Source organism: Staphylococcus croceilyticus, assembly GCF_002902575.1.
GTDB lineage: Bacteria > Bacillota > Bacilli > Staphylococcales > Staphylococcaceae > Staphylococcus > Staphylococcus croceilyticus.
The window spans coordinates 11,199-35,233 of sequence record NZ_PPRD01000008.1 but is presented as its reverse complement, the minus strand read 5'-3'; the positions used below and the strand labels follow the sequence as shown (position 1 = coordinate 35,233).

The window sequence follows — 24,035 nt, the reverse complement described above, 5'->3', positions numbered from 1 at the left end:
AGTAGCTGACTGATTTGAAAATGCGCTTAAATTAAGCTTTTTTCAAACCTAGTCCTCCTTGCCGGGGCGGGACAATGAAATTATTTTTAATTTCTGTTCCGCTCCCACTAAATGACTAATTACACTAGCTACAAAGTATGAAAATCCCCAGGCTCGCTAAAGCTTCTGGGGGTTTTTATTATAATAATTGTTAATATCTAGACGGTTAATAATAACTTTTAGTTTACAAATTACACAATACAAAATATAATATATACATAACTAGCATTACTAGCATGAAAAAGCCCCCAGCCTTGGCTAAAAGTACTGGGGGTTTTTATTGTGTCACTTATGTAACCTGTTAATTAGCTTAGCGATTAAACTATCTAAAAGTTTAATCACTAAATGACTAATTATACTAGCTACAATGGACACGGCTAGCATTGCTAGCATGGCATCACCTCCATATATTTATTCATCACATATATGGAATTCTATGTGATACATTTCTATTGTAATCCTATTAACGCATTTGTATATATTTTTTATAAGATAAAAATAAAATTCATTTCAACTTTTTGAGAAATGAAAGTAAACATCAAGTAAAATTAATAAACTTTAATTTAGCAACTATTAAAGAGTCACTATCTTTTAACGTAAGATAGTTGACTTCTTTTTTATAATAGACTATCTTATATTATAAGATAGTTAATAAAAAGGTGATGACATGTCAGTATCCAATCAAATGATGAAGGGGCTTTTAGATGGCGCAATACTTGGACTTATAGCAAAAGGCGAAACGTATGGTTATGAAATTTTAGAGAAATTAAAAGAAAATCAATTTCCTGAAATAAGTGATGGCAGTATTTATCCAGTGCTTCTGAGATTAAGTAAAAAAGGCTATGTGAATACAACTACTCGTAAATCAGACAACGGCGGACCAAAACGTAAGTATTACACTATTTCTGAAAGTGGCCAAGAAGAATTACAACGTTTTAAAGAAAAATGGAGCTACCTCAACGCAGGAATGAATAATTTATTCGGGAGTGATGAAGATGTTAAGTAAGGAACAAGAAGACTACTTGTTTAAATTGAAAGCTGAATTATTGTTTAGAGGTAAAGACGAAGAAGAAGTGCATGCAATTGGCGATGAATTACAAGATCACTTTGAAACAGCAGAGCAGAATGGCGACGATGTTAGTGGCATATTAAACACGCCTGTGAAAGATTATGCCGACAACTTTTCCAAAGAAATGAGTTTTACCAAAGGATTACCTAAGTATATTACCTACTTTGCACTCTTTATGTTTGCGATTTATACTATTCCAGACTTATTCAATAAAGAGTTTACACTAACAGTAGGTTATATTTTAAATGTTATTTTCATATTTGCAATAAGTATTATTGCTCCACTATTTCTTTTGAAAAAAATCTTTATTAAATACGGCGAGCAAAAGAAAGTCTATTTATTTGCGTTTATAGGCGGTGCAGTCATATTTGGACTTATGATATTAAGTACCTATATCACTAAACATCATCCTATTTATACAATCGCAACCTTATCGCAAACTCAAAGTATTATTTTAGGTATCGTACTACTCGCAATAGTGATGATTGCATGCTTTATCGTTAAACAAAAAATATTCTCACTCATCGCACTCATTGTTTGCCTACCAAACATCATTGCACAATTATTCAAAGCACATAGTCATTCAGACAGCCAGTTCGCTGTCGTATCACTCATCGCATCAAATATATTACTTATACTTATGAATATCGCATTCTTCGCCCATACTTATTACACCAACCGAAAAGAAAAGAAATATTAAAGTATTCTCTACGAATTGTGTGATGAAATAGTACTGGTATTCTAATAAAAAAGCGTTAAATCACGATTTCTAAGGCTTTAGTGAGACTTATAACGTGATTTAACGCTTTGATTAGTTTAAACAATTTTTCATGAAAATTAATCTACTAACCAACCGCCGTCAATTGGAATAATTGAACCATGAATGAAATCCGAATCATCACTTGCTAAGAATAGTGATAAGTTAGCTATTTCTTCTGGTTGACCATAACGACCAGCAGGTACTGAATTTGTTTTTTCCATTACGTCGGCTGAACCTTCTTCAAACATATCATGCGTCATACCAGTATCTACGGCTCCTGGAGCGATAGCATTTGCTTTAATTCCTTTAAGGCCATAATCGAATGATAATTGTTTAGTATAACCTGCGATACCGTGCTTAGCTGCAGTATAAGCAGCACCGCCACCCCCAGCTACAAAAGCACCAATTGAAGCAATATTAATCACCGTGCCTTTACCTTTTTCAATCATATGTGGTAATACAGCATTTGTTACTAAGTACGTTCCTTTTAAATTGATATTTATAATTTTATCCCATAAATCTTCGGAAGTATCTAATGTTGGCTTGTAATCATCTAAAATGCCTGCTGTATTACTTAATACATCGATAGTACCAAAAACCTCTACACCTTGTTGAACAGCATTATCTACACTTTCTTTATTAGCAACATCAATCGTTACAGGGAATGCTTCTCCACCATTATCTTTAATTTCAGTGGCTGTTTGGTTAACAGTTTCTTCATTAATGTCAGCTAGAATGACTTTTGCACCTTCTGAGGCATAAAGAACGGCTTGTGCTTTCCCCATACCTGAACCTGCGCCAGTAATAAATGCAACCTTTTCATCTAATTTTCCCATTAAGAATCCCTCCAAAATGATATTCATGAACTCCCCTTACTAATCTATACCTTGAGTTTTAATAAATAATCATACCTTTTAATTATTAATTCATAACTTGAACTTATAGGTTTTAAGGAAATATTGAATGCTTTAAGAACTTGAGTTAATAGCAATAAATAGATTAAACATAGATTAATAGGTTATAAATAAAAGGAAGTTTTATAAGGAGTGTTATATTATGGAAAATAGACAAGGTAATGGTTGTGTGAAATGTGGACATACGGAAGTGGAAGAAGGCACATTATCGGCTACGGGTTCAGGTTTGTCTAAATTTTTAGATGTGCAACATAACAACTTTAAAACAATTACTTGTAAGAACTGTGGTTATACTGAGTTTTATAAACAAGATGCGAATAATACAAGAGATATTATTGACTTATTCTTTGGTGGATAAGTTAGGTTTTGACAGTGGCTTAGTAGTCACTGTTTTTCTATGCATAATAAATCTCGATTTGTAGTAATATGACACGTTTGGTATAATTATGCTAGTAATACAATATCATCTGCTAGGGGTGCTTCAAGTGGCTGAAAGGAGTTTAAGGCTCCAACCCTTTTTACCTGATCTAGTTAATACTAGCGTAGGGAAGCAAGTGAGTACATTTAAACTAAGAGGTATTAAAGTGACATAGTTCGTCCGTGTTCTACTTAAATACGTTAAGATACATATATTTGTTTAATATACTTTCGCTTATTTTCTTATGCATTCAGTGTTCAGCTGAATGTTTTTTTGTGCGCAATTTTATATCAGTCATCTGAGATACACCTGGCATCTTAGGAAGGTTATGTATATGAAACAAGAATTAATTAAGTTTAAAAAGAATTTTCCAGCAAGCACACGTATTTTTAAACAAGGAGAAGACGCTGATATCAAAGTGCCGTTTCGTGCCATCGAACTGTCGGATACGCAACTTGAGAACCGTTCTTTTAAGAATGAACCTGTTGTTGTGTATGACACTGCAGGACCGTACCATGATGAGAACTATGAGATAAATATTAATCGTGGTCTTCCAAAGCTTAGAAGTTCATGGATTGTGGAACGTGAGGATATTGAAAGTTACGAAGGACGCAAGATTCAATCGATTGATAATGGCTTTAAGAAAGATGGCCACAAGAACTATGTGGCGCACCCTTTTCATTATCAACCGAAACGTGCGATGAAGGATAAAGTCGTAACGCAAATGCATTACGCGAAACGTGGCATTATCACGAAAGAAATGAAGTTCGTTGCGCTTCGTGAACAAGTAGATCCAGAATTCGTGAGAGATGAAATTGCGCGAGGTCGTGCGATTATTCCGAATAACATTAATCATCCTGAATCAGAGCCAATGATTATCGGTAAGAACTTCAAAGTTAAGATTAATGCGAACATTGGTAACTCCGTCGTGTCTTCGTCTATTGAAGCGGAAATCGAGAAATTGGTATGGGCGATTCATTGGGGCGCAGATACGATGATGGATTTATCAACAGGTAAGAATATCCATTCTACTCGCGAATATTTGATTCGTAATTCCCCAGTGCCAGTAGGGACAGTGCCGATTTATCAGGCTTTGGAAAAGGTAAATGGGGTAGCTGAAGACTTAACTTGGGAAGTCTATCGAGATACGCTTATCGAACAAGCTGAACAAGGCGTCGACTACTTCACAATTCACGCCGGTGTGTTGTTACATTATATTCCATTAACTGTCGATCGTTTAACAGGCATTGTATCACGCGGGGGTTCAATTATTGCGCAATGGTGTCTCGCACATCATGAAGAAAGCTTCTTATATACACATTTTGAAGATATTTGTAAAATCTTAAACAAATATGATGTGGCAGTATCATTAGGAGATGGTTTACGTCCAGGTTCTATTTATGATGCCAACGATGAAAGTCAAATTGCAGAACTTAAAACGTTAGGTGAGTTAACTGAAATTGCTTGGAAACATGATGTACAAGTTATGATAGAAGGACCAGGACACATCCCAATGCATAAAATTAAAGAGAATCAAGATTTAGAAGATGTCTATTGTAAAGAAGCACCATTCTATACATTAGGACCTTTAGTAACTGATATCGCACCAGCTTATGACCATATTACGTCAGCTATTGGCGCAGCTCAAATTGCGAGTCATGGCACAGCGATGTTATGTTACGTAACACCGAAAGAACATCTTGGTTTACCAAATAAAGACGATGTGCGTGATGGCGTGGTAACGTATAAAATCGCAGCACACGCAGCCGACTTAGCGAAAGGATTACCAGGCGCGACTGTTCGAGATGACGCGATTAGTAAAGCGCGCTTTGAGTTCCGTTGGATTGATCAATTTAACCTTTCACTAGACCCAGAACGTGCGAGAGAATTTCATGATGAAACCTTACCATCCGAAGCTGCAAAAATTGCTCATTTCTGTAGTATGTGTGGTCCTAAATTCTGTTCAATGAAATTATCACATGACATTCGTGACTCTTATAAAGAACAATTAGAAGGTATGAAAGAGAAAGCCGAAGAGTTTAGAAAATCAGGTAATAAAATCTATCAATAATACTGAGATATCCTATGGCAGTGGCTCTCGAAGTCACTGCTTTTTGTTAGTTTTAAAATGCATGGTAAGACTTCGGGTTGTGTGATGTTAGAGGTCGGGATGTCTAAAATATAATAAAGAAATGCTGATTTGATAGTATTTTTATAATTTTGAGCAACAAATATACTCAAGTATCCCAACTATTGATACGATAGATATATTACTTAATACATATTTCCAGGGTTATACAGCTAGGAGGTTAAAAGATGGATTCTAATGCTGAATTTAAAAAAGGAATACTCTTTGCGCTAGGGGCACATTTATTATGGGGTATACTCCCAATATATTGGCGTTTAATAGGTGGAATTAGTGCATTCGAGATTTTAGCCTATCGTATTGTACTTTCGATGGTCTTCATGATTTTAATGGTCTTTATCCTAAGAAAATCTCAAACATTTAAACATGATTTAACACATCTTTTCACAAAACCAATACAACTTGTCGCAATTATCATTGCCGGTTATGTGATTACAATTAACTGGGGAACGTTTATATGGGCAGTATCTAATGGACATGTATTACAAGCAAGTCTTGGTTATTATATTAATCCGTTAGTAAGTATTTTATTAGCATTTATTTTCTTAAAAGAACGCTTTAATAAATTTGAATCTCTTGCGATTCTTTTCGCAGCGATTGGCGTTCTATATATGACCATCCGAGTAGGCGAATTCCCAATTATTTCATTGATGTTAGCCTTCTCATTTGGAATTTATGGTTTATTGAAAAAATTAGTTCAAGTTGAAGCAATTAGCGGTATTACAATCGAGTGTATTGTGACAGCACCAGCCGGATTAATTTATATTATCTACTTATGGCAAACAAGCCAAACATCTGTAGGTACAAACATGGATACTTTCTGGCTAATGTTCTCAGGTGCCGTTACAGCCGTGCCACTCATTTTATTCTCAGCAGGTGCACGACGCATTCCATTATCATTAACAGGATTTATTCAATACGTTAGCCCAACCTTAATATTCTTGTTAGGTATCTTTGTTTTTAAAGAACAATTTGACATCCATCAATTCATCACATTTATCTTTATTTGGATCGGTATTGCACTTTACAGTATTTCTCAATATGTGAAAATGAAACGCAACCCAAGACCAGAATAAATATATTTTGACTCCTTTGCTAGAAATAGTTGAAGGAGCTTTTTTATATCTTTAGAAGTTTATAACATACAAAATGTAAATCATTGTACTTCTTGGTTACTACAGTTATAAAAAACAAAAAAGCTAACGCTACAAAGTGCGCTAGCTAACCCACTTATGTTATGTAAAAAATCCACTTTAGAACATAAAATTTAGTTACATATAAGTGAGGTTAATTGATTCATTCAAATGCCTCTTCTTTTGGATGAATATTCCCATCTTTATCTTTACACAAGCCCATTTCTTCTAATTTATCTTCTTCAGATTCAATGTTTGTTAAATAAAAGTGGTGCTCTTTCTTAAGTTGTCTATTTTTAAAGAAAAGCATTAAACATAAGGCACTGTTAAAAATTAAAAATAACTTTTTCATTTTATCAATCCCTTTTTGATTGTGATAAACACTAGACTTAGTTTAATAACGTCAACGAAATTATTATATAAATTATGATATAATAAAAATACTGTATATATTATTAATTCTATTAAATATTATATTTGTATTGTAACGCATATATCAACTTTGAAGTAGATGATTTTTATAATAGTTAAAAAATCTATATAAAGGATGGTATTGTGTTGCCTGGATTTTTAGATGAAAGAAGGGGTTTATTTGCAAACTATTAAGCAAGATGGATCAATATTACATATCTATTTTGAGAATCCTAATAATAAGATTGAAAAACTATACATAAAAAATGAATTTGATTCACTCACTTTAGAAAACACTAATGAAGATTTACATTTTAAAATAGATTTAATTAAAGTTGCTAAGAAGTTTATACGATATGAAAATAAAAAAATATATATAATAGTAGAAGAATCAACGCCAATTTTAACAACTCAACGTAACTTAAAAGTTATCAATAACCAAACTGAAGTTGTAGGCTTATCTGAAGTAGTAGTTAATGCTAATGAGAACATTAAAATACAGCCGTATATAACTAGAAATGGCTTTTTACATTTAGCATTGGATGAGCTTGCTTTAAATAAAACATATTTTTCAAGAAGACATATTGATACGCTTAAAATAAACAATAATGAAGCATCCATAGAAGGTCAGTTTGCACTACTAAATTCGACATTAGAGAATGTGCAACTATTAATAAAAACTAGACTGACTCCGAGAGAAAAATACGTAAATATAAACTTTAAAAAAATTACTGAAACGAGCAATACATACACTTATAATTTTTCGGTAGATATCTACCAAGATTTGATAGACTTTATGAAGTTTGAATATGAAAATGAGGATATTATAGATATTTACTTAAACATTAAAGTACAAGAATCATCGGAAAATATAAGAATAAAAATCGGAAATCCTAGAATAATAGCTGAAAAGCTGTTAAAAGGAGAAATTATCACTGAGTTTAACGGGAATATAGTCTCACTTACTCCTTATTTCACTATGAAAGGCCGTAATTTATCTTTTAGAATTAATACCTACGATATAAATAGTTATTTAACATATGTGGATGAGTTAAAAAGACCAAAGCGTCCCAACTTTTTAAAGAAAGAAAAGCAAAAAGTGTGGGTAATTGGTGAAAAATCTTATAAAGCACAGGATAATGGTTATCACTTCTTTAAATATATGAGAACACATCACCCAGAGAAACCTGTTTACTATATTATCGAAAAAAATTCTAAAGAAGCTAAAAATGTTTTGCCTCTCGGTAATGTAATATTCTATAATTCAGCAGAACATTTTAAAATTATGCTTAAAGCAGATTACATCTGTACTACACATCATCCTGAATTAATTTATCCTACAACTAGTAAAATTTATACACGTAAAGTAAAAGCCATTAAAGTATTTTTACAACACGGAGTTTTAGGTGTAAAAAATTTGTGCAATATCAATGGTAACCAGTTAAAAGATTTTAACATAGATTTATTTATCACTAGTTCTAATAGAGAAAAAGAAATAGTTGTGAAAGATTTGAATTTCTTTAGTAAACAAGTGGCTGTTACAGGGCTAGCTAGATTTGATGAATTGTTTAATCCTAATTCAGAAGTTAAAAATCAAATCTTAATTATTCCAACATGGAGAGATTGGTTAACAAGTATTGATCAGTTACAAACTTCGGAATATTTAAAAAGAATGAACAATTTACTTCATAGTCAGAAATTAAAAGAACTCGCTAACGAAAGTACCAACATTGTTTTTTGTTTACACCCTAATATGCAGCCTTTTATTGATTATTTTGATGTCCCCAGCTATGTAACGCGTATTAAGCAAGGAGAGGTAAATGTCTAGAAATTGATAAAAGAAAGCAAATTAATGATTACAGATTATTCAAGTGTTGCTTTTGATTTTAGTTTTTTAAATAAACCAGTCATCTATTATCAATTTGATAGAAATGAATTTCTAGGAAAAGAAGGCTCTCATATTGATATAGAAAAAGAATTACCGGGAATTATTGTTAATTCTCAAGATAAATTAGAAAGAGAACTAGATAATTTACAGAAGAAACAATTTGTTATTGATACATCACTAAAGGAACGTATTAATCGTTTTATTGCATATAAAGATCAAAACAATTGTGAGAGAATATTTGATGCAATTACTCACTTTAAAAAGACTAGTAAAGTTAAAAGTAAAATTAAGTATGATATTCTTTCGCAACATATACTGAATCGTTTTAGAAAAAATGAAAAATATTTTAAAGTAATGGAAACATTTAACGCTGGATTAACACGCTCATTACCTGTTAAAAAAGATTTAATTGTGTTTGAAAGTAATGTAGGGAAATTAGTGAGTGATAATCCGAAATTGATATATGATGAATTGAAGAAACAAAATAAAAATTATCAAATTGTTTGGGCTACTAATACCCTTTATCCATTCAACGATCCAAATGTTAAAACAGTTAAGAGATTGTCACCTGAATATTTCTATTACTTATCTAGAGCAAAATATTGGATAAACAATCAAAACTTCCCGCATTATATTAATAAACATAAAGATACGATTTATATACAAACATGGCATGGGACACCATTGAAGAAAATGTTGAACGATGTTGATACATTCCAAGGACGAGATGAAAATTATAAAAATAGAGTTAATCACGCCATTAAAAACTGGGATTATTTAATCTCTCCAAGTCCGTACGCAAGCAAATGTTTTAAAACAGCATTTGATTACCACAAAGAAATTCTTGAGGTGGGTTACCCAAGAAATGATGTGTTTTATAATACAGAAAACAAAGATATCACTGAGAAGAAAAAATTAATCAAACAAAAATTAGGTATTGAAGGCAATAAAAAAATCATTTTATACGCGCCTACTTTTAGGGATGACGAAATTAATAAAGCCAAAAAACATATCATCAATCTAAAACTTGATTTACATAAATTGAAAGAAAGTATTGGAGATGACTATATTTTAATTTTACGTCCGCATATTATTATTAGTAACGCGTTAAATTTAAGTGAATCATTAAAAGAATTTGTTATTGATGGCGCTAAATATCCAGAAATCAGCGATTTGTATTTAATTACAGATATATGCATCACAGACTATTCTTCAGTCATGTTTGATTTTGCAAATACAAAGAAACCATTATTATTCTTCACTTATGATTTAGATTTTTACAAAAATAAATTAAGAGGTTTTTATTTCGATTTTGAAAAAGAAGCACCAGGCCCATTAATTAAAACAAATGCTGGTTTAATCGAAGCAATAAAAAATATTGCTAACGTACAAGAAGCATATAGTGATAAATATCAAGCCTTTTACAATCGCTTCTGTACCTTTGAAAAAGGCATCGCTTCTAAAACAATAGTGGAAAAATTCTTCAAATAAGACTGATAAATATATTTTGACTCCTTTACTAGAAATAGTTGAAGGGGGAGTGGGACAGAATTCTTTTTAAATTCGTCGTCCCTCTCCCAACTTGCTTTGCTTGTAGAATTTCTTAGTGAAATTCTCTTTGTTGGGGGCCCCGCCCGCAAGGATGACTAGAACTGGAAAAGCTTGATTTAAGCGCCTTTTCAGTTCAGTCAGCTACTGCGAATTTGCAAAATAGCATCATCATATTATTTATGTCCCAGGCTCATGTTATGTTTGTTAGTATAAAAGAGAAAGAGAGGTCGCTTATGCTAAAAACAATCGATTTGAACATTATTAAACGAGCGTTAAAAATATTTATAGTTGCTACAATTTGCTTAATCATTACTACGATATTTTGTTACTTTGTACATCCTTCATTTAACGAATTGAGAGATATGGGAAATGCGAGCGAAAAGATTGGCAACACGAAAGGAGTCGAAAAAGTTTGGAAGTATATCGTCAATAATGGTTTCCGCGTTCCACTACAAATGTTTATCTTAGCCTTACTACCTATACCATATCTGTATTTGATGAATCTAGTGGTTACTATTATTATGCCCGGAATTATGTTGGGTTTCCTTCTAAGTTTGGATACACATAAAGGATTGATTGGAAGTATAGCATTTATCCCGCACTACACATTTGAAGTAATGGGATTGTGTATTTTAACAAGTGCATTGTATATGTTAAACAAAGCCATCACACGCCGTTTTACCAATCTTTTTAGGAAAAGTAAAAAAGAAAACTACGCGATTAAAGATAACTTAATCAACGTAATTAAATTTTATGTAATGATCGCATTACCATTAATCATCATTGCAGCATTTTTAGAAACCTACGTATCAAACTTTTTATTTAATCTTATGAGTTAATGATTTTTACATAGAGAATGTAAAACAAGTGGCAATCAAAAAAGAGAATCCTATCTAGCGTTAGATAAGATTCTCTTTTTTAGTTAACATAATAGGACGTTATCAGAATTACACAAACATCTTCTGTAAAAATCCTTTTTTATTAGTTTTAAGTATCTCAAGTTTGTGTTTTTGTTTATTAATTAATTTATCATATGTAATCAATAAATTAGCTATTTTATTTTGTTCATCTTTTGAACATAAATTAATTTTAATATCTTTTAATTGTCTATATTTTAAATTCCATGTATCAGAAGTTAAACCTTGAGAATTAATTTTGAATTTATGAATCATTTTATGAGTTTTAAAATAATAAGCTATAAAGTCTGGATTTATACTTTCATTAGGTATAGTTACAGTGTAAGCAGGACTTACTATTCCATCATATTCTGATTTGCCGCTTGCTCCTTGCCACATACGCATAGAATTATAAGCTATATCATCTTTGTAAACTTTTCTATAGTTACTTTTATCTTTACTGGAATTGTCTTTTCTATCAATTTCATCGAATTTTATAATCCCATGATTGATAGTTACAGATAACATGTCCCCTTCGCCTGAACGTTCATTTCTTTCTTCTAAAATGTCCCCAATTTTAACTATTTTCCAATCAGGATAGTTGTTCTCTTTATTATCTTTGAATCGCATTTCTTGAGAAAATAACTTTTGCATATAGCCTTTCTTCTGTGCTTCAAGAAGCTCAAGTTTCTCTTCTTCTAACTCAATCTGGCGGTCGAGTTTGCTAAAAAAATTACCGATTTTTATTTGTTCTGAAGTGGGCGGTATTTTACACTTAACTTTATTTATAGTTATTTTACTCAAGCTAGGAACACCAGTAGATTCATCATATTTTTTCCAATTTATTTTTCTAAATAGGTTTAATATGAAATATAAATTATTTTCTTTTAAGGGAGTGCAGTAAAACAAGGTGTCTACAGTCCAAAATGGTCCTTTTAATAAATAGGGTTTATTGATAGTGCCTTTTCTTCCAATTCCTATAGCATCATTTTCATATAAATAATTAGAAACACTGAGCATGTAACCTCCAGTTCCATAAACTGGATATTTACCTGTAGTTAAATGTTTGTAATCTTTTCCAGAATTAACTTTGATTACATCTTTAAGTTGATAATCTTTCCATTTATCTTTAAATTCTGGAAATCTTAGTTCTGGAGTATTTTGTTGTTCAGTCATGTTTTAACACTCCTAGTTCTTTGAGGTATTCATTGATTTCTGATTCTACTTGGGCGATTTCTTTATCGATGTCTGCGAGTTGTTGTTGGACTTGGTCTAGATCAATCGGTTCTTCTTCTTCAAAAGTGTCGACGTATCTTGGTATGTTTAAGTTATAGTCGTTCTCTTTGATTTCATCCAGTGTTGCTACATAGCTATATTTATCAATGTTTTCTCTATTACGATATGTTTCAACGATTTTGTTGACGTCTTTGTCGGTAAGGTGGTTTTGGTTTTTGCCTTTTTCAAAAGATTGAGAAGCATCAATAAATACTACATTGTCATTGGCTTCACGACATTTCTTAAATACTAGAATACTAGTAGGGATGCTTGTGCCAAAGAATAGATTGGCTGGTAAACCAATAACTGCATCTAAATAATTCTTTTCTTCGATTAAATATTTACGGATTGTGCCTTCCGCAGCGCCACGGAATAATACACCATGAGGTAAGACTACCGCCATAGTTCCTTGATCATCTAAGTGGTAGATCATGTGTTGAATAAATGCAAAATCTGCTTTGGATTTGGGCGCAAGTTTACCATAATTGCTAAAACGTTCGTCGTCTAAGAATGAAGGATCAGCACTCCATTTAGCACTGTATGGTGGATTAGCCACAACAGCATCGAAACGTTCATCCATGAAGGCTGGTTGTTCTAACGTATCGTCGTTAACGATTTGGAAGCGTTTATAGTTCACGTCATGGAGTAACATGTTCATTCGAGCTAGGTTATATGTTGTACTATTGTATTCTTGTCCATAATAATTACGAACTCTAGCTTCATCACCCACGCGTAATAGTAGTGAGCCAGAACCACATGTTGGGTCATAGACGCTTCTTAAGTCTTCTTTTCCATTAGTAACAATCTTCGCAAGGATAGTAGAAACTTGTTGAGGTGTATAGAATTCGCCTGCTTTTTTACCCGCGCTAGCAGCGAACTGGCCGATTAAATATTCATATGCATCGCCAAGCATATCGATTTCAAGATCGCTATGTACGAAAGGTAGTGTTGAAATTTGAACCATTACTTTTGAAATGAGTTGTGTACGTTTTGCATTTGTATTACCTAAACGGCTTGAAGTTAAGTCCATATCATCGAAGAGGTGGATAAAGTCATCTTCACTTTCATGACCACGTGTAGAGTTTTCAACATTTTTAATGGCGTTGCTCAAATCTTCAATTTGGAATGTTTGCGTTTCAATTTTATTGATTAAATTGCTAAATAAATATTGAGGTTCTATTACGAAGCCAATACGAGTAATTAATTCTTTTTCAACAATCGGTTTATATGTATCGTTGTTCATAGCTTCTTCGTATGAAATATTGTCTTCATTTAATAATTTTGTAGCAATTTCTTCGTTTTTCTCACTTAAGAAACGATAGAAGATTAATCCTAAAATGTAGTTTTTAAATTCATTTGCATCCATGTTACCACGCAAATCATTGGCAATAGACCATAATTTTTTCTGTAATTCTGCTTGTTGTTGACGTTGTTTTTCTGTTATAGACACAAGGTTTTCCTCCTTAAGTGATTGATTTATATTGTTTATTATATTTTATTTCTTATTTTAAATCACAAATTAAAATAAGTTAAACGGTAAACCGCCTAACTTATCTAGTTCGCTGCGCCATATTTTTCTGTTGTTTCTTGAACGAATGATTTAACATTTTCAATCTTTTGAGTACGTACGAGTAGGCCACCCGTAATACCTTGTTCGACAACAGTATTGTCTAATTGACCACTAAATTCATATTCATTAATAACTGATTTTAATAAATCAACAGGGTAATCTTTTGATTCTGCAAATTCTTGGATTTCTCTCTCTTTAACACGGTCTTCGAAATCAAAATAAGCATCTTCAATAACTGTAGATTCATCTAATTGGGGAATCACTTTATCTAAGAAATCTCTAATTAGTTCAGCTTTAAGACGCAGTTTATCGTCATCTGCTTTATCTAATAACTGTTTGATTTGGTTACGAACACGTTCTGTTTGTGCTATGTCTGTTAAATCGATGTTATTTAATAAATCTAAAATATATTGAACATTAATGAGGTCATTTCGTAAGACCTCAATTTTAAAGTCTACATCTTCTAATACAGATACTTTATCGGACTCGCGTGTCGTTTTTACTTCGTCATAAATGTTAAGGTATTTACTTTTGTAATCTTCATAGGTTTGTTCATCAATACCCATAACATCCGGTGTGAAATAAAATTCATCGAATGTTTTGAGTCTTTGCATTAAACCTGCTAAAGTGCGGTAAATCATGACAAATTGATACTTTTCATCTTCTCGTTCTAGTAAGTCTACATTGTCCGGCGTAGGTGCAAGTTTAAATAATGACTCTAATTCAGTTTTGAATTTTTCTAATAATGTATCAAATGATGGACTTAAAACTGTGTCAGTATCATTAGTTTGTGAGAAGAGCTCGATGGCTTTGTCTGTATTTTCTTTAAGATTTCGGTAACATACGATGTTGCCGTATGGTTTAGTTTCATCTTCAACACGATTTGTACGTGAGTAGGCTTGGATTAAACCATGGTATTGAAGGTTACGGTCTACATATAGTGTATTTAACTTTTTACTATCGAATCCTGTTAAGAACATGTCTACAACAATTAAGATGTCTAAACGTTCGGCAGGGTTACCTTGTTTTACACGTTTAGAAATGTCATTAAAGAAACCATCAAATGAATCTAATGAATAGTTTTTATCAAATGTGCCATTGTAGTCTGCCATGATTTTTTCAAGTTCTTCTTTGGTATGAATATCATTCGTTTGGTTTTTGCTATCTTCATTAGCTTGATAGGTGAAAATAGTTGAGATATTGAGGTCATGTTTGCCTTCTTCTTTAAGTTGCTTGAAGATTTTATAATATTTAATTGCCATCGGTATGCTTTGAACAGTAAAGATTGATGTGTACATTTGATTTCGCGTCTTTTTATGATGATTTTGAACAATATGTTCAGCTACTAATTTTAGACGGTCGTCAGCCATCCATAGTTCACTTTCATCAATATTCTCAACGTAAGTGTCTTCCATCTCATGTAATTCATTCGCAAATGTGCTGATATATTCCACTGAGAAGCCGAGTACGTTCCCATCACGAATGGCATCTTTGATGAGGTAAGTGTGTAAACATTTTTCAAAAATATCAGCAGTGGCACGACCATCTTGGCTGGCGTTCTCTTCGAAACGAGGCGTACCTGTAAAACCAAAGTATTGCGCATTGTTGAAATGTTGTCTAATAAGACGATGCATTTCTCCAAATTGCGTACGGTGGCACTCATCAATTATGAAGACGACTTTATCATCTTTATATTTATCCATAACTTTAGCGCCAGACTTAACCGCGTTCGACATTTTTTGAATAGTCGTTACGATGAGTTTTTGGAAAGGATCATCGAGTTGTTTCAAGAGTTTATACGTATTATCAGTTAAATCGACAGAATCCATTTGGAATTTATTAAATTCTGCAAGCGTTTGGCTATCCAAGTCTTTACGGTCTACTAAGAAGATGACTTTCTTGATGGATGGATCGGCAGATAAAATTTGGCTTGTTTTGAAAGAAGTGAGAGTCTTACCACTTCCGGTAGTATGCCAGACATAACCGTTGTTATTTGTTTCAGTTGCACGATTAATCAGTGCTTCAACGGCATAGACTTGATAAGGACGTAACGCCATTAAAATTTGATCTGTTTCGTTGGTAATCATGTAGCGACTAATCATCTTCGCGATACGACAACGGTCTAAGAAATCTTGGATAAACTCTTTTAAATTATTAATGCGGCGATTATCTTTATCGCTCCAATAGAACATGAAACTCTTGTAGATTTTCTTATCACTATTGGCATAATAACGCGTTTCTTTCTTATTACTTACAACGAATAGTTGAATGAAGCGGAATAAGCCTCTGTAGTTATGTTTGCGATAACGTTCAATTTGATTAAAAGCTTGCGTAATCGCAATACCACTACGTTTAAGTTCAATTTGAACAAGCGGTAAGCCGTTGATAAGAATTGTAACGTCATAACGCCCTTTATATTTATCATCCACAGTTACTTGATTGGTTACTTGGAACTTATTTTGACACCAGTGTTCAGTATTTAAGAAATAGAGGTAGACCTTCGTTTCATCATCACGTTCTAAAGTGTAACTATCACGTAGCTGCATTGCACTTTCAAACACACTTTTATCACTGATATCCGTCATTAGACGTGCAAACTCTGTATCTGTTAGTGGCTTGTGATTAAGCCTCTCCATATTACGTTCATTTAAAATTTGACGGAAGTTCTCAACCAATTGATCATGGTCTCTCAAAATTACTCTCTCATAACCTTGAGACTCTAATTGCTTAAGTACATCATTCTCTAATGCCAATTCACCTTGATAACTCATAACATCACCCAAAAATAGTACTTTATGTTAAATATAGCACAAGAAACATTTACATTGCGAAAAATACATAATTTTAAGAGATTAAGAACGAAATAATTTTCCACTGTCAAATACAAAAAAATAAAAATTTAGTATTTATCAATAAATAAAATATAGTAAAATCAAAGTGTAATACTAAATTATATTTTTATAAAATACATAATTTAATTGGAATGGGAGAAATTTATGGAATATATAGATATTATTAAGGAATCAGCAAGTAGATTAGCAGTAAATACAAGAAGTATGAGTAAAACTCATATATCTCCAGATATATCTAATAAAGTATTGGAAAACGCTGAAAAAGCTTCGAAAGGTTTATTATCAAAGGAATATATTATAGCTATACTTGATACTTCTTTAACTGGTAAAGGTAAGGAAGGGATTTATTTTACAGGAGAAAAAATGGTTATTAAAGAAATGCTAGAAGCTCCTAAAGAGATATACTTATCTAATATTAGCAATGTTCAAGTTGATGCGAGAGAAAAAAGTGATAAAGTTAAAGATTACAATATTATAAATTTTAAGGATGGCTCTGATTATCATTTTTCAGAAATATTAAGCGATTACGTTAATGCAGAAGCTTTTGCGAAAATAATTAATAGTGTTCTAGATGAAAATGAAGAGGAAGAATTTGTAGAAACTAATCAAGTTGTACCTTTACAAGAATTGGATGAGGAAGCTAAGTTAAACTATGTAAAAATTTTATGTAATTATGCTTACTTTAATGACGATATCATTGATGCAAAGGAATATGCGGAAATTATTTCATTTGTTGTTAGAATTGACTTAGATAAAGAGAAAAGATTAGAACTTCGTAGTTATATGTCTGGTAATGAAAACCAAGAAGATACAATGGAATTAGTAGAAAAATTGATTGAGCAATGTAAAGAAGTAGATCAAACATTAATTATTCAATCTTTAATGAAAGATTTAATTTCAATATATATGTTAGAAAATAGTAATGAAGAAGGAATTCAAGATAAATTTATTTTTTCATTAGCTGAAGAATTAGAAGTATCAAAAGAAGAAATAGATTTATTTGTTATTACTTATCATCAAGATAGAGCTATTTTAGATCAAAGATTAAATGATACTGATATTACAAAAACAGTTAAAGATTTGTCTTCAAAAGCCGCGGCAGTAGGGGTACCTATGGCTGCTCTCTATATGTCTGGTACTGCTGGAGTAAGCGCTATTGGTATGACAAGTGGCTTGGCTACTCTCGGTATGGGAGGCATACTAGGTTTTTCAAGCATGTTTACGGGTGTCGGGGTGTTGGCTTTATTAGGAATCACATCATATCAAGGTATGAAAAAGCTAACAGGATTAAATGATGAAAGAAATAATAAACAAAGAGAATTAATGTTACAAGAAATCATTACAAATAATCAAAAGAGTCTTCAAATATTAATTGAGGACGTAAACAACATAACAGATAAATTAATGGAAGAAATTAGAAAAGGACATGAAAATACTGTTAAAATACAAAAACTTGCTAAAATTTTAAATAGCGTAAGTCAAGGTTCAAAAGAAGTTATTAATCGCGTAGATCATTTTGAATCTGAAAATATTTTAGTAAAAGTACCACAAGTAATTAAAATGGATAAGCTAGAAGAATTAGCTAATACTGAAGATAAAGAATTGTTAAAAGAAAAAGTATTGGAATGTTATGAAGTAGATGAAGATTTAAATCTAAAATTGAAATTTAATATTACTAGAGAAGAAGCGGATGAATTAGTACTTGCGTTAGAAGGTTTAGGTTTCTTTAATTTAACTGAAAATGCTACTGCAACTGTTAAAAGTACAGCTAAAAACTTTTTATCTAACTTAAGAAATTAGGTGACCTTTTATGAGTAATAAAGGATTTAGTGATGAAGAATTAAAGAAATATGCGAATGTTTTGAAAATTAATAGGCATCAACAAGAGAATGTCGGAAAACGAGTAACTGAATTAGAAAAAGAAACAAGTAATCTTAGCAATATCACTGATAATAATTCAAGAATGTTAGATGAATTACTTTTGCAAGCAGAGTCATTGGATAAAGAAGCACTTAGTCAAATTAGTAAAGCGGATGTTAATAACGCATTAAAAATCACAAAAGAAGATCAAATTTTAATTGATAAGAATAGCAAAGTATATAATAAAATAGATGCCGTTGAGTTTGGAAGTAATTGGGATGAGTTTCTTGAAAATAATTATGATTATGCTCAAAAATACAATATTAGTTTAAATGAAGATCCGTTTGAAGAATTATTAACGGAAGAAGAGAAAAGTAGAATCATTGCTAAAGTACGCGATCAATATAACTTAGCACCTCTTAAACTAGATAAATATGATTATTTATTTGCTTCTCTGTCAGGAATTCTTAGTGGATTGATTGACGTATTTTTAATTGGTGAACCTTTAAAAGCTAAAAAACAGAGGTTGAGAAGTATGAAAGGTTATAATAAGGAACAATTAGCTGCGTTAGAAGATTCAAAACTGAACAAACATGTTCATAAAAAAGTGGATAATATAATTATGAAGTTTACTGATTTTGTTTATGAATATGATAAAAAGCATGATCTACTGGTGAAAAATACAAGGAAAAAATATGACTCTGTAGCGGGAGCTATTGGTTATCTTGAAGAAAGATTTAAAGTGCCTTACGATGCAAGGTATGCAAAAGATTTAGGAGTTTCAAGTGAAGATTTAAATATGAACCCTAAGAATCATCATTTAAAATCTTTAGCACATCAACCAGACATAATAGGTTTATTCTTTTCTATCCTAGATCAGTTTTTAGATACTACTTCTGTGGTTGAGCAAGGGAAAATAAAAATAATAAAAAATCCACAAAAAGAAAATAAAATAGAACTAAGAGGTAGCGACTTTTTATCTAAAATTCTGTGTGGAGTGTTAAATTGGCTAGGCCATTTAATGTCTGATATAGGAGGCTCTAGTGGTACTAGAGGACATGAAAATAAAATAGGTGCAGGTATTCCAATGCCATTTTATGAATTAACCCAATTAATTACTTTAAAAGTTAAAGATAAAGATGGAATCCCAGTAACATTTGCTAAAATAGCAGAACATGCCTACACAAATGGTTATGATTTTAGATTTGGCGTTACTTTAGCTATCCCCGTAGTACTTAACGAGTTGTTTATTAGGGTGTTTTGGTGTATTAAAGAAGTATTCTATCATCAACGTCCTTTAAAAGAGATACTTAAAATTAATACTAGCAGAGAAATTGATAGACTACTTTTAGTAGGACATGGAGCTTTATGTGCTGTAGATGGTATCGATGCATTTATAAGATCGGGTGGCGGACAAAATTTAGTATTCATGTTATCTAGAATGAATTTAGTAGCTTGGACGAGATTTGGTATCGCTGCTTTCAAAGAAACAGTAAACATTTATAGTGACTTATCTAATTTGAAAAAATTAGATGAAGATTTAGAAAAAGAATGGAAGAGAATGGTTACAAATTAATAATCTACTTTAGAGTCGCGTCAAAAAATTAAATATATAAATCTTAAAGCTCATTAGATGATTAAGTTCATTTAGTGAGCTATTTTCTATTTAATTTTGCAATAAAACACTAAATACATGAATAACATGATATGCTAAATTTTGGATACAGAATGTTAACGTATATCAATACAACGCGCCATTTTGTATGCGGAAATTTACATATAAACTTGCTAAGTTTGAAGTGAGGTGACCTATATAATGAAACTTGCTGAACAGATTAAAAAGCATCGAAAGAAGAATAATCTAACTCAAGATCAATTAGCTACTGAATTACATACGACACGACAAACTATCTCTAAATGGGAACAAGGAACGATTGAACCAAATGCCCAAATGATTATTCAATTGGCTGAGAAGTTTGGTATTTCAACGGATGAATTATTAACCGGAGAAGAAACTACGCTTCATAAAGAGGAAGTAAATCCAACGTCTCAACATTTAAATTTTTGGGACTTCTTATCTCAAAAATGGTGGTTTGTACTCATAATTGTCATTATTATTTGTGGCACAATTTCTCAAATATTCACAAGTTAAAATATAGGTTTCCTAAGATAACTTAGGAGGTTGCTTATGTCTTTATTAAATAAAAGTATAAAAATCATTGGTGTTATTATTCTAACTTTCATCCTTACAGTAGTGGCTCAAAATATAGCCATTCTATGGCACTTAATAAATTTACATTCATTTGAAACAGTTTTACATGCAATAACTTATGTAATTTTAACCTTTGTATTCGTCAAATTAGTTATAAATAAATTGTTTAAAGACAATTTAGCGAATTATCGTATCAATAAATTTCAGTTCAACAAAAGCTATATCATCATTGGTTTGCTTATACCAATAATAATGTTTTTGATATTTATTTGCTTTGTGCCAGGGCATTTTGAAGTGACTCAAACAAAGGACACTAATGAATATCTAGAAATGTTATTTGAAATTGTTGTTTTGGGAGGTATTTGTGCACCAATAGCTGAAGAATTAACAGTACGAGGTTTGTTAATGGGCTACATTGAAAAGAAAACAAACATCACAGTGGCTATCCTAATTACATCAATCTTATTCGCTTCAGTACATTTGTTTAACGGGTGGATGTCTGGAGTAAGTCTAATATTATTGCTAACCAGTGGAACAATTGCAGGTATTTTATACGGGTTAACGGCGTATAAATATAAGTCTATTTGGGCAAGTGCGTTCTTACATATATGCTGGAACATGGCAGATCTCCTTCATGTCACAAACCATAATGAAAACTATGGCGTTATTCAATACATTACCAAGACCAACAATATATTAATAACAGGTGGAGATTACGGTAATAGCGCTTCTGTTATTTCAATAGTTATGTTTTTAATAGCAATAATTGTTTTAATAAAAATACCTCATTCAAATTCACAATAACGGTTTTAACTTAGATACCTTCAATGTGAATGTTTGTCTAAAAGATGTCTCAGAAAATGAGCAAAAAAATATAAACATTTCTCGATATTGTACTTCAAATGAGGAAATATTTAAATATAATTTAATGAACTACCGATATTAAGATAGTTGTCTTAGTGTCGGTAGTTTTATATTGAAAAATAAAAAATACACTTATAGCATTGGGAGGACTATAAGTGCATTCATCACCATTATAGGTAGTTTGGAAAATACAAATGTTTGGGTGTTAATAAAATGTCAGGAAAGTAACATTCTATTTGCTGGGATGCTTAGCAATATAGAATTTACTCAAAATTTAGGGAGTAATTTGTTTGAAATGAGAGGAGTATACGCATTTCAATACTTCAAAAAACTAAACTATAATAACCCCGAGTAGATACTCTATTATGTATCTATTTGAATTTTACCCATCCATTAATAATTGAAACCTTTTTATTACTAAAAAGTATAATTTTAATATTTATTTTTTGTGAATAATTATCATAGAGAATTATTTCATGATAATAGAAATTAGAGCGCTGATGAGTACTACGCTTGCATAAGCGTTATTTAACATATGTACAAGTATACTATCTTTTAGACTTCCTCTACGTTTATATACTAGATACAAACCCATCCCCATTAACATGTACATTAAGAAAGCAATGAGATTTCCCGCAGCATGATTAGCAGAGAAGATAACTGAGGATAATATAAATGGAAGAATAAATGAACCTTTGTTAAAGATAGTTTCTTTGAAAATACCTCGGAAAGTATGTTCCTCCACATAAGGTGCTACAAAAGTTATTGCTACAAAAAATATTATTAAAGCAATAACAATTGAGGGTGTTAAGGTATCAATACGTTCTAAATTTTTCATTAATGCTTTATCATTATTAGATTGATGTTGACCGTAAATAGCCACCATTAAGATACTCATTATTACGATCATAATTCGAAGACCAATAAACCATAAAATATTGATACCAATATCTTTACCTTTTAAAGGTTGATGAATATTTTCATATGTATGACGACGATAATATGTTCTTACTGCCCATATAACCAATGTTGAAAGAATTATAAAACCTATAGCCAAACCGATGATTAATCCTAAACTTTTATTAGTTACTGCCAATCCTAATGTACTTAAAGCTAGAATAGCTGGTAATTGTATAAAAATCATAAAAAAGAAGAAAATCAATACATTAAGAAATCGATTTCCTTTAGGTCTAACCGATTTGTCATTTATTTGATTATTTTGCTCATTTAATGAATCAACTTGTTCCAAAATAATAACCTACTTTCTAATATATTTTTTGCATAAATTAAATGTAAATGCACGTATAATTTATATTAACATATACAAATTTGTACCTAGTAAATCACAAAAAAATTAAGAAAAACTTTACGTTAGATATAAATATTATTTGAAAATTAGAAAATAGCTTTAACGAAAGTTGTGATAGTTGATAAGGAAGTAATTAACAAAAAGGGACGGTAAATTATTAAATATTAAAATAATAATGTAAGTGACTGTAAGAGAAATAAAGAATGGCGTTGTATTGTAAGTATGAATATAAAAGTTAAAGTGCCCATTTAAACAACTCTAAGATAGATAACGAAACGTAGTTGAGCGCGGGGGCCCAGCACAAAGACTTTCGCATAGAAAGCCTACAAACAAAGCAAGCTGGGGATAATGAGGGAGTAATACTTTTAATGAACCTAAGTGCTAAAGCACTTAAGTAAGAAATTCTAGAGATGAACTACGAGTGTTGTTGCGCGACTCTTGGCGGAAAAGAAAGAGCCTCAAGACTACAGGCTTGAGCCTTTCCCGCAAGAAAGCGTCGCAACAAAAACGAGTGGATGTTCATCTAAGAATTTCTTTACAACCCAGCCCCCTAGGCAAGCGACTCAACTTAAGTGAGTGACTATCTATCTTAGAACTCAAATATATTAAATGAATTCACTGACATTTTCCTTTTTATAAAGTACTAATAACACATTAAAAATTGTTGGGAAACGTTTACTTATTATTTTTATTTATTGCACATTTTGTGTAATAATAAAATTATAGAAATACAGGTAATCATTTTTATTGTAACGCCAAAATACATAATAAATTTCAAATATCGTGTAATTGTAAATATTTTGTCAATTGTACATAAATATTTTTTTAGATATTTGAGAATGTGTTGTATTATATTTTGTAATCGCTT

The 24,035-nt window shown here is 31.5% G+C and carries 16 protein-coding genes, 1 pseudogene and 1 riboswitch; of the genes and pseudogenes, 11 read left to right on the top strand and 6 right to left on the bottom strand.

What is annotated here, in order from left to right; all coding sequences use genetic code 11:
- The first annotated feature begins 706 nt into the window (after positions 1–706).
- Positions 707–1,045: a PadR family transcriptional regulator gene (locus CD128_RS01625; RefSeq protein WP_103328349.1), complete on the top strand. Its 339-nt coding sequence runs from the start codon at positions 707–709 to the stop codon at positions 1,043–1,045.
- Positions 1,035–1,808 (top strand): hypothetical protein, encoded by a 774-nt coding sequence (locus CD128_RS01620; RefSeq protein WP_103328348.1) that lies wholly within the window; start codon positions 1,035–1,037, stop codon positions 1,806–1,808. The genes CD128_RS01625 and CD128_RS01620 overlap by 11 nt, the downstream gene beginning before the upstream one ends.
- Positions 1,809–1,945: 137 nt before the next feature.
- Here CD128_RS01620 and CD128_RS01615 read toward each other — a convergent pair whose 3' ends face one another.
- Entirely contained in the window at positions 1,946–2,704 is a 759-nt protein-coding gene (locus CD128_RS01615; RefSeq protein ID WP_103328347.1) for an SDR family NAD(P)-dependent oxidoreductase, read from the bottom strand.
- 220 nt (positions 2,705–2,924) lie between these two features.
- Between CD128_RS01615 and CD128_RS01610 the strand changes: the two genes are divergently transcribed.
- From CD128_RS01610 to rarD, 3 genes are all read left to right on the top strand, one after another.
- The gene (locus tag CD128_RS01610) at positions 2,925–3,140 is read left to right on the top strand and encodes a zinc ribbon domain-containing protein (protein WP_103328346.1); all 216 of its coding nucleotides are present in this window, start codon (positions 2,925–2,927) and stop codon (positions 3,138–3,140) included.
- A 104-nt stretch (positions 3,141–3,244) separates the two neighbouring features.
- Positions 3,245–3,348, top strand: a riboswitch (TPP riboswitch).
- A gap of 186 nt (positions 3,349–3,534) precedes the next feature.
- Positions 3,535–5,271 carry a phosphomethylpyrimidine synthase ThiC gene (thiC, locus tag CD128_RS01605; protein ID WP_103328345.1) on the top strand — a complete coding sequence of 579 codons (1,737 nt, stop codon included), beginning with the start codon at positions 3,535–3,537 and terminating at the stop codon, positions 5,269–5,271.
- Between the two features lie 245 nt (positions 5,272–5,516).
- The gene (gene rarD, locus CD128_RS01600; protein WP_103328344.1) at positions 5,517–6,422 is read left to right on the top strand and encodes an EamA family transporter RarD; all 906 of its coding nucleotides are present in this window, start codon (positions 5,517–5,519) and stop codon (positions 6,420–6,422) included.
- A gap of 220 nt (positions 6,423–6,642) precedes the next feature.
- Here the strand turns inward: rarD and CD128_RS01595 are convergent, their stop codons facing one another.
- The gene (locus tag CD128_RS01595) at positions 6,643–6,831 is read right to left on the bottom strand and encodes a hypothetical protein (protein ID WP_103328343.1); all 189 of its coding nucleotides are present in this window, start codon (positions 6,829–6,831) and stop codon (positions 6,643–6,645) included.
- 240 nt (positions 6,832–7,071) lie between these two features.
- On the opposite strand from CD128_RS01595, the pseudogene CD128_RS12035 reads away from it, so the two are divergent.
- Both CD128_RS12035 and CD128_RS01585 read left to right on the top strand, forming a co-directional pair.
- A pseudogene (locus CD128_RS12035) lies at positions 7,072–10,269 on the top strand (CDP-glycerol glycerophosphotransferase family protein).
- A gap of 293 nt (positions 10,270–10,562) precedes the next feature.
- The gene (locus tag CD128_RS01585) at positions 10,563–11,168 is read left to right on the top strand and encodes a stage II sporulation protein M (RefSeq protein WP_103328342.1); all 606 of its coding nucleotides are present in this window, start codon (positions 10,563–10,565) and stop codon (positions 11,166–11,168) included.
- A 108-nt stretch (positions 11,169–11,276) separates the two neighbouring features.
- On the opposite strand, the gene CD128_RS01580 is transcribed toward CD128_RS01585, so the two are convergent.
- The 3 genes from CD128_RS01580 to CD128_RS01570 form a co-directional block, all read right to left on the bottom strand.
- A complete protein-coding gene (locus tag CD128_RS01580; RefSeq protein WP_103328341.1) occupies positions 11,277–12,401 on the bottom strand; it encodes a restriction endonuclease subunit S in 1,125 nt (374 codons plus the stop codon).
- Complete coding sequence (locus CD128_RS01575; RefSeq protein ID WP_103328340.1) at positions 12,394–13,950, bottom strand: type I restriction-modification system subunit M; 1,557 nt, start codon at positions 13,948–13,950, stop codon at positions 12,394–12,396. The genes CD128_RS01580 and CD128_RS01575 overlap by 8 nt, the downstream gene beginning before the upstream one ends.
- Positions 13,951–14,054: 104 nt before the next feature.
- Complete coding sequence (locus tag CD128_RS01570; RefSeq protein WP_103328339.1) at positions 14,055–16,841, bottom strand: type I restriction endonuclease subunit R; 2,787 nt, start codon at positions 16,839–16,841, stop codon at positions 14,055–14,057.
- A 225-nt stretch (positions 16,842–17,066) separates the two neighbouring features.
- Here CD128_RS01570 and CD128_RS01565 point away from each other — a divergent pair, with 225 nt between their 5' ends.
- The 4 genes from CD128_RS01565 (at position 17,067) to CD128_RS01550 (ending at position 21,798) form a co-directional block, all read left to right on the top strand.
- Positions 17,067–18,722, top strand: a complete 1,656-nt coding sequence (locus CD128_RS01565) for a hypothetical protein (protein ID WP_103328338.1) — start codon at positions 17,067–17,069, stop codon at positions 18,720–18,722.
- 10 nt (positions 18,723–18,732) lie between these two features.
- Positions 18,733–20,358: a hypothetical protein gene (locus tag CD128_RS01560; RefSeq protein WP_103328337.1), complete on the top strand. Its 1,626-nt coding sequence runs from the start codon at positions 18,733–18,735 to the stop codon at positions 20,356–20,358.
- 240 nt (positions 20,359–20,598) lie between these two features.
- A complete protein-coding gene (locus tag CD128_RS01555) occupies positions 20,599–20,934 on the top strand; it encodes a helix-turn-helix domain-containing protein (protein ID WP_103328336.1) in 336 nt (111 codons plus the stop codon).
- Between the two features lie 36 nt (positions 20,935–20,970).
- Positions 20,971–21,798 carry a CPBP family intramembrane glutamic endopeptidase gene (locus tag CD128_RS01550; protein ID WP_103328335.1) on the top strand — a complete coding sequence of 276 codons (828 nt, stop codon included), beginning with the start codon at positions 20,971–20,973 and terminating at the stop codon, positions 21,796–21,798.
- Between the two features lie 529 nt (positions 21,799–22,327).
- On the opposite strand, the gene CD128_RS01545 is transcribed toward CD128_RS01550, so the two are convergent.
- Positions 22,328–23,107 (bottom strand): CPBP family intramembrane glutamic endopeptidase, encoded by a 780-nt coding sequence (locus CD128_RS01545; protein WP_103328334.1) that lies wholly within the window; start codon positions 23,105–23,107, stop codon positions 22,328–22,330.
- Positions 23,108–24,035 lie beyond the last annotated feature (928 nt).

Excerpts from the sequence above, each read along its gene's own strand:
- CD128_RS01625 (WP_103328349.1), top strand. The coding sequence starts at position 707 with ATGTCAGTATCCAATCAAATGATGAAGGGGCTTTTAGATGGCGCAATA.
- CD128_RS01620 (WP_103328348.1), top strand. The coding sequence starts at position 1,035 with ATGTTAAGTAAGGAACAAGAAGACTACTTGTTTAAATTGAAAGCTGAA.
- CD128_RS01615 (WP_103328347.1), bottom strand. The coding sequence starts at position 2,704 with ATGGGAAAATTAGATGAAAAGGTTGCATTTATTACTGGCGCAGGTTCA.
- CD128_RS01610 (WP_103328346.1), top strand. The coding sequence starts at position 2,925 with ATGGAAAATAGACAAGGTAATGGTTGTGTGAAATGTGGACATACGGAA.
- thiC (WP_103328345.1), top strand. The coding sequence starts at position 3,535 with ATGAAACAAGAATTAATTAAGTTTAAAAAGAATTTTCCAGCAAGCACA.
- rarD (WP_103328344.1), top strand. The coding sequence starts at position 5,517 with ATGGATTCTAATGCTGAATTTAAAAAAGGAATACTCTTTGCGCTAGGG.
- CD128_RS01595 (WP_103328343.1), bottom strand. The coding sequence starts at position 6,831 with ATGAAAAAGTTATTTTTAATTTTTAACAGTGCCTTATGTTTAATGCTT.
- CD128_RS01585 (WP_103328342.1), top strand. The coding sequence starts at position 10,563 with ATGCTAAAAACAATCGATTTGAACATTATTAAACGAGCGTTAAAAATA.
- CD128_RS01580 (WP_103328341.1), bottom strand. The coding sequence starts at position 12,401 with ATGACTGAACAACAAAATACTCCAGAACTAAGATTTCCAGAATTTAAA.
- CD128_RS01570 (WP_103328339.1), bottom strand. The coding sequence starts at position 16,841 with ATGAGTTATCAAGGTGAATTGGCATTAGAGAATGATGTACTTAAGCAA.
- CD128_RS01565 (WP_103328338.1), top strand. The coding sequence starts at position 17,067 with ATGGAATATATAGATATTATTAAGGAATCAGCAAGTAGATTAGCAGTA.
- CD128_RS01560 (WP_103328337.1), top strand. The coding sequence starts at position 18,733 with ATGAGTAATAAAGGATTTAGTGATGAAGAATTAAAGAAATATGCGAAT.
- CD128_RS01555 (WP_103328336.1), top strand. The coding sequence starts at position 20,599 with ATGAAACTTGCTGAACAGATTAAAAAGCATCGAAAGAAGAATAATCTA.
- CD128_RS01550 (WP_103328335.1), top strand. The coding sequence starts at position 20,971 with ATGTCTTTATTAAATAAAAGTATAAAAATCATTGGTGTTATTATTCTA.